This window comes from Asaia platycodi JCM 25414, from assembly GCF_000614545.1.
Classification (GTDB): Bacteria; Pseudomonadota; Alphaproteobacteria; order Acetobacterales; family Acetobacteraceae; genus Asaia; species Asaia platycodi.
Genome location: NZ_BAKW01000005.1, coordinates 165383 through 176605, shown reverse-complemented (window position 1 = coordinate 176605; position 11223 = coordinate 165383). Strand labels below are relative to the sequence as shown.

Genomic DNA, 11223 nt, shown 5'->3' with positions numbered 1-11223 from the left:
ACAGATCAGTGAAAAAAACCTGACCAGCCATTCAGAACGACGGAAAAAAGAACAAACGCGTTCAACTCACCGAATAGCTGGGGTTAGAATCACTCTCGGCTCAAAGCCCCTCGGTTTCGTACGCGCGAAACCATGATACGAAGCGACGTACACCTTCCTCTATACCAACGACAGGACGCCAACCGGTAAGTGCAGTCATCACTTCATGCGAAGACCAGGTCGCTTCAACATCGGAGAGCGGACGGCGTTTAGCTTCGATGATGGCTTCGCGTCCCAACTCCTGCTCAAGCAAGGCTACCAGGTGGCTCACAGCGGTAGGAGAGTCGCTACCCAGGTTCAAAACACGCGAAACTCCTTTTTCAGGTTCGTTTACGAGGGCTGCTACGACACCAGAAACGATATCATCAATATAGGTGAAATCGCGTGCCAGCCTTTCGCCCGCATAAAGCGTGAGCGGCTTACCCGCCGTGATAGCGCGGGCAAACGTGTAATAGGCCATATCGGGGCGGCCCCAAGGACCGTAAGCCGTGAAGAACCTCAACCCTGTCTGACGCAAACCATAAAGATGTCCATAGGCATGGGCAGTTAGTTCGCCAGCCCGCTTGGTCACCGCATAAAAAGAGCCTGGACGGTCAACCGCATCAGACTCACGAAACGGCATAGTGTCGTTCAGTCCGTAAACAGAAGAGGACGACGCATAGACAATGTGGCGCAAGCCTGTCAGATGGCGCGCCGCCTCAAGTAGGACGACATGCCCCATCATATTGGCAGTGATATAAGCGCAAGGATCGGCCAACGAGTAGCGCACTCCGGCCTGCGCCGCTAGATGAACGATATGAGTGATATCGGGATGCTCAGCCAGAATGGCGTCAACGTCTTCACGACGGCTCAAATCACCATGACGGAAAACGAAGCCCGGCTTTGACGTAAGCAGGCCCAGACGATCTTTCTTCAACTGAACACTGTAGTACTCATTTAATGAGTCGAACCCGACCACCTCATGTCCCTGGCTCAGCAATAGCTCGCTCACATGATAACCGACGAACCCAGCTGCGCCTGTCAAAAAGACTTTCATCTCGGTCAACCCGCCGTCTGAAGGGCTTTGGAAGAAACGGCATCACCGACAACAATACCATTCTTCTCCATCGTACCCGCGGCCACCTCGAGCACTGCGGACGAGTCACCGTTACCAGTCAGGCGTCTCTCGCTAAACGGAACCGCCTTCTCCACAATGGCCTGAATATGCCCGTCAGGCGCGATAAACACCATGTCGAGCGAAGCGGGCGTGTCGCGCATCCACATCGCCGCCGCCTCAGGCGGGGTAAAGAGGAAAAGCATCCCTGTTCCATCTGGCACTGACGCGCGAAGGGTTTCGCCTGCTTCTTTCTCTTTCTCCGTCCGAGCGATCTCGACAGTAAACAAGTGCTTCTGACCCTGTTGGTCGGTAATCGTCAGGGGTGCTTTTTCAAGCGGCCTCTGTGCCACGTTCGGCTTAATACCGTCGGCTCGTGCGCAGAGCACAGGCGAGCTGGAGGCGATTCCCGCCAAAAACAGACTCCTCGCGAAAAATGTCTTCATGTCTGGGCTCCCGGCTTTCAGTTCAGGAATGGATTATTCTGACGCTCTTCGCCGATCATGGTCGGCAGACCATGGCCAGGCAGAACGATGAAATCATCAGGCAGTGAGAGCAAACTGCGCTTTATCCCGGCGATCAGGCTCTCATGGTCGCCATAAGCGAAATCGGTACGGCCAACAACACCGCGAAACAGGGTGTCACCGACGATCGCAAGCTTGTCCTCACGACATATAAAGATGACATGGCCGGGCGTATGGCCGGGGCAATGCGCCACTTCGAAGCGAGCACCCGAGAATTCGAGTATTTCGCCATCGACGACGAAATGATCGGGATGCGCGTCATGCAGGTCAAACAGCCCGAAAGCCTGGGCCTGATCCGTGACCGAATTCAGCAGGAACTCATCGCGCCGGTCAGGGCCGATCATCCGAACCGGCGTGGTCTGACGGCGTGCCAGCCCGGCACGCAGGGCATCTGCCCCGCCGACATGGTCGAAATGACCGTGAGTGAGCAGGATGGCATCAACCGTCATGCCGTCGAGAATTTTCAGCAGCTCTGGCGCGTCGCCACCTGGATCGACCACGAGGGCATGTCCGGTCTCGGAACTTTCGAGCACCGTGCAATTCTGGCGCAGGGGGGTCACCTTCACAGTGCGGGCACGCAAAACCGGCTTCTCCTTCACGCTGATGAACAAGGGTAAACCTCTATCGGTCCTTAAGGCGCGATACCGCGACACCGCCATGCAGGCAAGCAATCATCCGCCCGTCAGGATTGACCCGATGCCTCACCCGGACCAGAGTTCGGCCCAGCGGGCACAAGAAACTCTGCCCGGCAACACAAGGTTTTCAGGAGACGACCATGAGCCGCATCATCCGCACGGAACCCAACCCCGTCATGTCGAAAGCCGTCGAGTATCACGGCTTCGTTTTCACCCAAGGCGTCGTTGCCCGCGATCTCGATGCCGATTTCGCCACCCAGACGGCCGACGTGCTGCAGCAGCTCGATGCACTGCTCGAACTGCACGGCACGGATAATACCCGCATTCTGCAGGCGCAGATCTGGCTTAAGGATATTGCAGATCGTGACGCGCTGAATATTCAGTGGACCGCCTGGCTGCCGAAAGAATCGGCTCCTGCCCGCGCCTGTGTTCAGGCCGTTCTGGCCGATCCGCGCATGCTTGTTGAGGTCATGTTGATCACAACAAAATAAGGCCTCTTGACCTTTCCCCGGGCTGACACAAATTTTTCTCGGGGAAAGTTCATAAATTCGCCACGACTCACCGCTACACGGGTTGCATATTCAAGGTGAACACAGTTACCTAGATGCAACACATAACAGGCGGATGCGGAATCAATGAACGTGAGACAGAAAAGTTGCCTCAAACTTCTGCGCAGGCCGTTTTTTTCGTCTCTGACCGCATTATCCGTTCTGATTGGGTCGGCGCTTCTCGCACCCAAGGCTGAAGCCCGCCAGAAGATTTCTCACAAATCTGTCATGCACACCGCGCATGTCGGGCACCTGGCAGGGTCGCATCGTGGTGCGATTCACCAGACCCGCTTTACGGCGCGTCGTCATCGCTCTGGCGGCCATGTCATTCAATGCGTCGCTTATGCAAAAACCGCTTCCGACGTTGTTCTGAGCGGCAACGCTCGTGACTGGTGGGACAACTCCCGTGGCGTTTACGCTCGTGGGTCCGCCCCCGAGCCCGGTTCGGTTCTGAACTTCCGCGCCATTCGCCGCATGCCCTACGGTCATGTGGCCGTGGTTCGTGCGATCGAAGACAACCGCACCATCGTGATCGACCAGTCTCATTGGGCCCAGAACGGCGTTGCGAAAAACGTACGCGTCATCGATGTCTCCCCCAATAACGACTGGTCTGCTGTCCGCGTCGCGCTCAACAGCAAGACCGAGACCTATGGCAGCATCTACCCGACCTACGGCTTCATCTATGGCCGTCCTGATGACGGGGTGATGATGGCCAATAATACGCCTGCCCCGGCACATCGTTCCATCCGCTCGCATTCTGTTGAGACGACGCAGAGCTTTGCCGCTCTTCAGCATCCGATGAATTCGACCGAAGTCGCGGAAGCTCCGGATGACGCATTCGGCCTTGAAGGCCCGAGCCGCAACCTACGCTAAGCCTGCTCCACATTGCGTCGCCCAGAGGCGGCCCGGAAACGGGTCGCCTTTTTTTATTGCCTGTAGGGCCGCATCTGTCAGTGGAAGAGGAACAACACTCTCTCGCGCTATGGACGGGCGGCACGGTGATAGGGATGGCCTGCGCTGATGGCACGCGCACGATAGATCTGCTCTGCCAGAAGCAGGCGCACGATCATGTGCGGCCAGGTCATGCGCCCGAAGGAGATACGCGAGTCGGCACGATCGATCACACTCGCCTCGAGCCCTTCCGCGCCACCGATGACGAAAGACACTTGCTTGCCCGTGGCCAGCCAGGTCTCGAGCATGGTTGAAAACTGCTGGGAATCGGGAGACGTGCCCCCTTCATCGAGGGCGACCATGATACTGCCTTCGGGACAGGCCGCGAGGATCGCTGCGGCATCCTTGCGGCGTATTTCGAGCGCGCTACCGCGCGATTCGGCAATTTCAACCAGATCGACCTTGGGGCGGGTGCGCTCGACATAACGGTCGAACAACTCCCGCTCCGGCCCTCTCTTCAATCGACCGACGGCGACGATCCTGATCATGAACGATCAGAGATCTGTCGTGTCGGCTTCGTCTGCGGCGCTGTCGTCGAGATCCTTGCCCCACATGCGCTCGAGCGCGTATAGCGCGCGGCTCTCGGGCTTGAAGAGATGAACCACGATATCGCCGGTGTCGAGCAGCACCCAATCGGTACCGTTCGCGCCTTCGATGGTGATGCGCTTGATGCCGATCTCGTTCAGCTTGTCTTCGACATGAGAGGCCATGGCAGCGATCTGACGATCGGCGATACCCGTGGCAATGACCATGTGATCGGCAAAGCTGGCGCGACCGCGCAGATCGAGGGTCACGATATCCTCGGCCTTGTCTTCATCGAGACTGGTCGTGATCACGCCCAATGCCTTTTCGACGAGTTCACGCCCGACCGTCTCGCGCGGTGCAGCGGCGGCACGCGTCTTGCGTGGGCCAGCGGCAGCAGCCTTCTTGCGCGGCGTGCCGGCCGTTTTCAGGGTTGCGGTCTTCTCGCCCGTAGCAGGCGTGGTCTCACCAGCGGACGCGCGGCTGCGACGGGCTGGGGTGGTCGTCTCGTCGGACGGTTTTCTGGCGATGGCTCGACACTCCGGTCAATTCATTAGAGAGCGCGCGGCGGGATAATTTCCAGAATCCCTCAGCGCTGTCGCTGATATACCGTTTTGCGGCGCCGGAAGAAAAGCCCAGACACCACCTTTCGAACGCGACATGATAGGCCCCTGTCTTGGCGGCACGCGCAAATGGCTGAGCGCGTGCGTCGCCCGCCCCGAAAGCGCAGTGCGATTACTGCCTGGCCTGGGCACAACCGCCATGGGTACATGAAGCGCCAGATCGCGCCAGCGTCGCCAGCGCGTCAGCGTCACCAGACCATCGGCGCCCATCAGCCAGACGAACCGGGCATTGGGAAAGCGCAGGCGCAAAAGGGCTATCGTCTCTACCGTATAACGTTTGTTCAGCCGGGCCTCGATATCGGTCGCGATGATACGACGCCCGTCGGCGAGTGCGTGAGCCGAAGCCAGGCGATCTTCAAAAGGGGCCATGCCGAGTCGCGGTTTGAGCGGATTGCCGGGTGACACCATGAGCCAGACCTGATCGAGCCGCAGATGGGTCAGGGCATAACGGGCCAGTTGCAGATGGCCCGCATGGGCAGGGTTGAACGACCCGCCCAGCAACCCGATCGAAATGGCGCGGCTGTCACCATATTTTGGAATTTGCGGCACGTCAGGGGCGCGTCTGGCCGGTGCCGCGTACCTCATAACGGAAGGTCGTAAGCTGCTCGAGGCCGACCGGGCCGCGAGCATGGATCTTGCCTGTCGCGATCCCTATCTCTGCCCCGAAACCGAACTCGCCGCCATCGCAAAACTGTGTCGAGGCGTTCCACATCACCACAGCACTGTCCGTGCCATTCAGAAAATGCTCGGCGATTTCGGCGTCGGTGGTGATGATCGCCTCGGTATGGCCACTGCCGTAACGGGCGATATGCGCAAGAGCCGAATCGATGTCTTCTACTACCGCGACGGAGAGACGCGCATCCAGCCATTCGGTAGCAAAATCGTCAGAGCTGGCCGGTTCGAGGTCATGCACGATCTTGCGTGCCGTCTCATCGCCCAGAATGGCACAGCCCAGCGCGTGCAAATCCTGAACCAGGAGCGGCAACAGATCCGCTGCAATTTTCCGGTCGATCAGGAGTGTTTCGGTCGCGCCGCAAACGCCTGTCCGGCGCATCTTGGCATTAGCCAGAATCTCGCGTGCCATCGAGAAATCGGCGTCTTTGTGAATATAAGTGTGGCAAAGCCCGTCAGCATGGGCGAGCACCGGCACTCGGGCCTCGCGCTGCACGCGCTCGACGAGCGATTTGCCCCCACGGGGAATGATCATGTCGATCTCACCTGCCGCGCCGAGCATCGACGCCACATGGGCACGATCAGCATCGGTACAATCTGCACGCAGTCACGCGGCAGACCAGCGTGTTCCAGACCTTCATGGATACAGCCTTGGATGCAACGCGCGGAATTGAGGCTTTCGGACCCGCCACGTAGAATAACCGCGTTGCCGGATTTGATGCACAGCCCAGCCGCGTCGGCCCCGACATTGGGGCGGCTTTCATAAATCATGCCGATCACGCCAAGTGGCGTTGCGACACGACGAATGACCAGACCGTTAGGTCGCGTCCACTCGGACAGAACGCGGCCCACAGGGTCGGGCAACAACGCAATCGATTCGAGTCCCTTGGCCATGGCCTCAATGCGCGCCGGGGTGAGCGTCAGCCGGTCAATAAAGGCGGCGCTTGCCTTGGAGGAAGCCACATCGCGGGCATTCGCCACAAGGATATCGGCAGAATGCCGGCGCAACGACTCAGCTGCCGCACGCAATGCCTCGTTACGCTGGCTTTCAGGGGCGATCGCAAGAATACGGGCGGCTGCGCGTGCTGGTCCGGTCAGAGCCTTGAAATCGGACTGGGGGGTGACGGCTTCCATCCTGCATTCTCCTGTCTGCGATGCATCGGGCACTCTTTCAGCCCCAAGGCTGCAAAAGAGCGATCAGGCTATGTATCACTCCTGTGCTGCTTGAAAAGCGCGTCCGACCGCCAGCCCTGCCGCAACATTGCGTGCACAGCGATGCAGCGAGGGTGCCGCGTCAGACAGGGCCTCTTCCAGCGAACAGGGGCGATCGAGGCTGCTGAACAGCGCATCAAAGCCCAGCCCATAGAGTTTTTCGCAGTCACTTCCCAACGTGCCGGCAAACGCCAGGACAGGTTTGCCGGCCTGTCTGGCCATGGTCGCGATGGCGTAAGGCGCCTTGCCCTGCGCCGTCTGCCCATCGAGTCGCCCCTCACCCGTAATGACCAGATCGACCTGATTCATAAGCGCATCCACCCCAAGTAGCCGCGCAATGGCTTCTGCCCCCGGCACGAGCTCGGCGCCGCATAGGGCAACCAGACCCAGCGCTGCGCCTCCGGCGGCCCCCATCCCGGCAACCGCAGACCAGTCTCGCCCGCAACGGGCCTCGAGTAGTGGATAATCGGGCAAGCGACGCATTGAGGATAGTAACCATAGGGGGTGTTGCGCCCTTCTGCGGCCCGAATACGGCCGCAGCTCCACTCTCACCCAGCAAGGGCGCCGTCACATCGCAGAGAATCTCGATGCGGCATTCCGCGAGGCGCGGATCGAGCTTTGCGTCGTCGAGGGTAAAGACCGAACCAAGCGGCCCTCCACCCTGGGCGATTTCTTCACCGCGCAAATCACGTAACGAGACACCCAGCGCCTGCAAAAGCCCCGCCCCGCCATCGCATGTGGCACTCCCGCCAAGGGCCACGACCAGATGCTCGCATCCGAGATCGAGCGCAGCCAGTATCAACTCACCGACACCGCGCGTCGTCGTGAAAAGGGGCATACGCGATTCAGGGGGCACCTGTGCCAGCCCGGCGGCTTCGGCCAGCTCGATCAGAGCCGTGCGCCCCTCGTTCAGAACCGCAAACCTGGCCGCAACCGGCACGCCGAGTGGCCCGCAGACCATCCGCGTCTCAAGATGACCGCAAAGCGTGCGCGCCATGATAGCCGCCGTGCCCTCACCTCCATCGGCCATGGGAAAAGCGTGATAGCGTGCCTGCGGGAAAATTTCGGAAAAACCGCTGATGATCGCCTCGACCACCCCCTCGGCGGTCAGGCTCTCCTTGAAGGAATCACAGGCAACGAGGATTTCCATGGCGCGCTCCAGAACGACGCACCATTTTTGCGTGTAACGCGAAACGGTCAAGTACCGTCGCCTGGCGCAAGAGAAAAACCCTCACACCAGGCGGAACAAAAGACTCAGACGTTGAAGCGGAACAACAGGACGTCGCCGTCCTGAACCACATATTCCTTGCCTTCGATACGCAGCTTGCCGGCTTCCTTGGCGCCCGACTCACCGCCACAGGCGATGTAATCGTCATGAGCCACGGTTTCGCAGGCAATGAAACCGCGCTCGAAATCATTATGAATAACCGCAGCCGCCTGGGGTGCCTTCGTGCCCTTGGTAATGGTCCAGGCGCGCGTTTCTTTTGGGCCGACTGTGAAATAGGTGCTCAGCCCGAGCAGGCCGTACCCGGCAGCAATGACACGATCCAGACCGGAATTGCTCAGCCCCAGCCTTCGAGAAACTCGGCACGCTCTTCCTGCGGCAGCTGGCTGACTTCGGCTTCGATCGCCGCAGACACCACGACCACGGCGGCACCTTCGGCCTCGGCACGCTTGCGCACGGCTTCGGAGTGACTATTGCCGATGGCGGCCGAACCTTCCTCGACATTGCAGACATAAAGCACCGGCTTGGTGGTCATGAGCTGCAGGCGACGGGCCGTTTCTTCCTCACCTTTGGGCACGGCTGTGCGGGCCGGCTTGCCCTCGCGCAGGGCGGCGATGATCGGATCCATGATCGTGAGCTGCTGCTGCGCCTCACGGTCATTACCGCGTGCCCGCTTCTGCAGCGACACCTGACGCTTTTCGAGCGAGTCCAGATCGGACAGCATCAGCTCTGTCTCGATGATCTCGCATCGCGAACGGGGTCCACGCCCCCTTCGACATGGGTGATGTCATCGTCTTCGAAGCAGCGAAGCACATGAATAATCGCATCGACCTCGCGGATATTGGCGAGAAATTGGTTGCCGAGGCCTTCACCACGCGATGCCCCGCGCACCAGCCCGGCGATATCGACGAATTCGAGCTGGTCGGCAGGATTTTCTGCGACTTGCCGATACGGGCCAGATTATCGAGACGCGGATCTGGCACGGCCACACGACCCACATTGGGCTCGATGGTGCAGAACGGATAATTCGCCGCCTGAGCTGCTGCCGTTTCGGTCAGCGCATTGAACAGGGTGGATTTGCCCACATTGGGAAGCCCCACGATGCCACAATTGAAGCCCATCAGCGTTTCTCCCCGCACAGCATGGCGATTTTGGTCATTGTCGCTTCCGGTTCCCCTCTGGCCAGCAGGGGCGATGCCGTCGCGACAGCATCGAGAAGCTCTTCAAGTTCGTTCTGTTCGGCCTTGGCGAAGTCGCCCAGCACATGGCCCGTCACGCGGTCTTTGTGACCGGGATGCCCGATGCCGAGGCGCACGCGCTGGTAGTTCTGGTCGCCCAGCATCTTGTCCATCGAGCGCAGGCCATTATGCCCCGCTGCCCCGCCGCCTCGCTTGACCCGCACCTTGCAGAAAGCAAGATCGAGCTCATCATGAAACGCCGTGATGTCGGAAACCGGGATTTTGAAGAACCGCGCAGCCTGCTGCACGCTTTCGCCGGATAAATTCATATAGGTCATGGGCTTGAGCAGAAGAACCTTTTGTCCCTCGATGCTGCCCTCGGCAGTCTCCCCCTTGAAGCGCGCACGCCAGGGAGAAAACCGGTAGTATTCGGCAATACGCTCGACAGCCATGAAGCCAATATTATGGCGCTGCCTGCGCATGCCGGGCTCGGGGTTGCCGAGCCCGGTCCAGAGTAGCATTGCGGCCACCCCGAGCGGTCTTACTTCTTCTTCGCAGGAGCGGCGGCTTCAGCAGCGGCCTTCGCAGCGGCTTCAGCTTCCATCTCGGCATCGACCGTCGGCGGTGCGATGGTAGCGATGACGAAGTTCGGCAGCTGCAGAACCGGCGTCACGTTCTCGGTGCCGGTCAGGTCGTCCCAACGCACGTTGTCGTGAATGTCGAGCGCGCTCAGATCAACCGTGAAGCTGGCCGGAATGCTGTCAACGTCAGCCATGACGTCCACCGTGTGACGAACCAGGTTCAGCACGCCACCGCGCTTGATGCCGGGAGCCTTGTCTTCGCCGGTCACGTGGATGGAGACGGTCACATGAACCTTCTCGCCAGCAGCAAGACGCTGGAAATCGACATGGATCGGCGCATCGGTGACGGGGTGCAGCTGCACTTCACGCAGAAGAGCGCGCACGGTGCCACCTTCGAGCGGCAGCTCGAACAGGCGCGAGCGCCAGCCACCACGGACCATTTCCTTGTGGATGATGCGCGGATCGATCTGGATCAGCGCCGGCTCCTGCTTGCCACCATACACAACACCCGGCACCAGACCGGCACGTCTCGTTGCGCGCGCTGCCCCCTTACCAGCCTTCGCGCGCGTAGAGACTTCGAGGGACGTCATATTTGTCACGGTATTCTCCCAAATTCATTGCACTCACGGCCTCCAGGGGTGCCTGAGTGATGGGGCGCCTTACCGGAATTGGGGGGTAAAGCAATGTTCTTCGGGATTCGGAAGGGGATTCTTCTCAGGGCTCTGCCCTGAAATCCGTAAAGGAGCACAGCCTCTTCGATCCTAGCTCTCGTTCAGAGAGGGATGAAAGAGGCTTGTACCGTTCTCAAGGCGCCGGGCAGCGCCCCGCTTCTGTCACTCGTAAGCGGTGAGAACCCAACCATTCTCGGTCGGATCGCAATAGAGCGGCACAGCATTGGCCAGACGCACATTGATCGGCAGATCCATTGCAGCGCGCAAGGCGCGAAAAAGCGCGCCATGGGCCACAATCATGGGAATGCCGTCCTGTTCGAGCGCGCGATTCACGGCTTCGGATGCACGGGTCTTGAGACCCTCGAAGGTTTCGCAGCCTTCAGGCGTGAACTGGCCTTCGATCCAGGGATCGTACCAGTCGCCCATGGGCTCGCCTTCCATCACGCCGAAGCAGACTTCTTCCAGACCCTGATCGGTTGAAAGCGGTAAGGTGATACCACCTGAAACGGCGATCGCTTCCTGAGCGGCCAAGGCCGTGTCATGAGCGCGTGTCAGAGGGGAAGAAATAATACGGGCGATGGGCGATGCGCCATCGCGCCAGTGACGAGAGAGTGAATCTCCCGCCTTGATCGCCTGTTCCCGCCCTGTGGCGTTCAACGGAATATCTGTCCGGCCCTGAGAGAGATTCTGTGCGTTCCAGTCGGTCTGACCATGGCGCAGATACCAGAAGGGGCGACGAAGCAGCATGA

11 protein-coding genes and 3 pseudogenes are annotated in these 11223 nt (G+C 59.8%); 2 read left to right on the top strand and 12 right to left on the bottom strand.

The genetic code is table 11. The annotated features are described in order from the left end of the window. Positions 1-100: 100 nt before the first annotated feature. From JCM25414_RS06540 to JCM25414_RS06530, 3 genes are read right to left on the bottom strand one after another with little or no spacing between them, the layout of a single operon-like run. Complete coding sequence (locus tag JCM25414_RS06540; protein ID WP_025841107.1) at positions 101-1075, bottom strand: NAD-dependent epimerase/dehydratase family protein; 975 nt, start codon at positions 1073-1075, stop codon at positions 101-103. 5 nt (positions 1076-1080) lie between these two features. Beyond that, on the bottom strand, positions 1081-1578 hold the full coding sequence (locus JCM25414_RS17870; protein WP_035442764.1) for a DUF192 domain-containing protein: 498 nt from the start codon (positions 1576-1578) through the stop codon (positions 1081-1083). 17 nt (positions 1579-1595) lie between these two features. After that, a complete protein-coding gene (locus JCM25414_RS06530) occupies positions 1596-2267 on the bottom strand; it encodes an MBL fold metallo-hydrolase (protein ID WP_456303448.1) in 672 nt (223 codons plus the stop codon). A gap of 164 nt (positions 2268-2431) precedes the next feature. Between JCM25414_RS06530 and JCM25414_RS06525 the strand changes: the two genes are divergently transcribed. Together JCM25414_RS06525 and JCM25414_RS06520 are read left to right on the top strand one after the other, a co-directional pair. Beyond that, a complete protein-coding gene (locus tag JCM25414_RS06525) occupies positions 2432-2782 on the top strand; it encodes a RidA family protein (protein ID WP_025841105.1) in 351 nt (116 codons plus the stop codon). A 150-nt stretch (positions 2783-2932) separates the two neighbouring features. Further along, on the top strand, positions 2933-3712 hold the full coding sequence (locus tag JCM25414_RS06520; protein ID WP_025841104.1) for a CHAP domain-containing protein: 780 nt from the start codon (positions 2933-2935) through the stop codon (positions 3710-3712). Positions 3713-3819: 107 nt separating this feature from the next. Here JCM25414_RS06520 and JCM25414_RS06515 read toward each other — a convergent pair whose 3' ends face one another. The 9 genes and pseudogenes from JCM25414_RS06515 to JCM25414_RS06465 all read right to left on the bottom strand — a co-directional run bounded on the left by JCM25414_RS06515 (position 3820) and on the right by JCM25414_RS06465 (position 11221). Next, positions 3820-4275 (bottom strand): 23S rRNA (pseudouridine(1915)-N(3))-methyltransferase RlmH, encoded by a 456-nt coding sequence (locus JCM25414_RS06515; RefSeq protein WP_025841103.1) that lies wholly within the window; start codon positions 4273-4275, stop codon positions 3820-3822. A gap of 9 nt (positions 4276-4284) precedes the next feature. After that, positions 4285-4743: a ribosome silencing factor gene (gene rsfS, locus JCM25414_RS17865; protein ID WP_035442759.1), complete on the bottom strand. Its 459-nt coding sequence runs from the start codon at positions 4741-4743 to the stop codon at positions 4285-4287. A 114-nt stretch (positions 4744-4857) separates the two neighbouring features. Next, on the bottom strand, positions 4858-5484 hold the full coding sequence (locus JCM25414_RS06505) for a nicotinate-nucleotide adenylyltransferase (protein WP_242403404.1): 627 nt from the start codon (positions 5482-5484) through the stop codon (positions 4858-4860). A gap of 1 nt (position 5485) precedes the next feature. Continuing rightward, positions 5486-6741, bottom strand: a pseudogene (locus tag JCM25414_RS17860) (glutamate-5-semialdehyde dehydrogenase). A 75-nt stretch (positions 6742-6816) separates the two neighbouring features. Further along, positions 6817-7969: pseudogene (locus JCM25414_RS17855) on the bottom strand (glycerate kinase). A gap of 104 nt (positions 7970-8073) precedes the next feature. Continuing rightward, positions 8074-9165 (bottom strand): annotated as a pseudogene (ychF, locus tag JCM25414_RS25870) (redox-regulated ATPase YchF). Then, positions 9165-9743: an aminoacyl-tRNA hydrolase gene (gene pth, locus JCM25414_RS06475; protein ID WP_025841098.1), complete on the bottom strand. Its 579-nt coding sequence runs from the start codon at positions 9741-9743 to the stop codon at positions 9165-9167. The pseudogene ychF and the gene pth overlap by 1 nt, the downstream one beginning before the upstream one ends. Before the next feature lie 20 nt (positions 9744-9763). Continuing rightward, on the bottom strand, positions 9764-10402 hold the full coding sequence (locus JCM25414_RS06470) for a 50S ribosomal protein L25/general stress protein Ctc (RefSeq protein ID WP_025841097.1): 639 nt from the start codon (positions 10400-10402) through the stop codon (positions 9764-9766). Positions 10403-10636: 234 nt separating this feature from the next. Further along, the gene (locus JCM25414_RS06465) at positions 10637-11221 is read right to left on the bottom strand and encodes a histidine phosphatase family protein (RefSeq protein WP_025841096.1); all 585 of its coding nucleotides are present in this window, start codon (positions 11219-11221) and stop codon (positions 10637-10639) included. Positions 11222-11223 lie beyond the last annotated feature (2 nt).

What these genes read in the sequence shown, in the direction of transcription:
- JCM25414_RS06525 (WP_025841105.1), top strand. Translation starts at nt 2,432, where the DNA reads ATGAGCCGCATCATCCGCACGGAACCCAACCCCGTCATGTCGAAAGCC.
- JCM25414_RS06540 (WP_025841107.1), bottom strand. Translation starts at nt 1,075, where the DNA reads ATGAAAGTCTTTTTGACAGGCGCAGCTGGGTTCGTCGGTTATCATGTG.
- pth (WP_025841098.1), bottom strand. Translation starts at nt 9,743, where the DNA reads ATGCTACTCTGGACCGGGCTCGGCAACCCCGAGCCCGGCATGCGCAGG.
- JCM25414_RS17870 (WP_035442764.1), bottom strand. Translation starts at nt 1,578, where the DNA reads ATGAAGACATTTTTCGCGAGGAGTCTGTTTTTGGCGGGAATCGCCTCC.
- JCM25414_RS06465 (WP_025841096.1), bottom strand. Translation starts at nt 11,221, where the DNA reads ATGCTGCTTCGTCGCCCCTTCTGGTATCTGCGCCATGGTCAGACCGAC.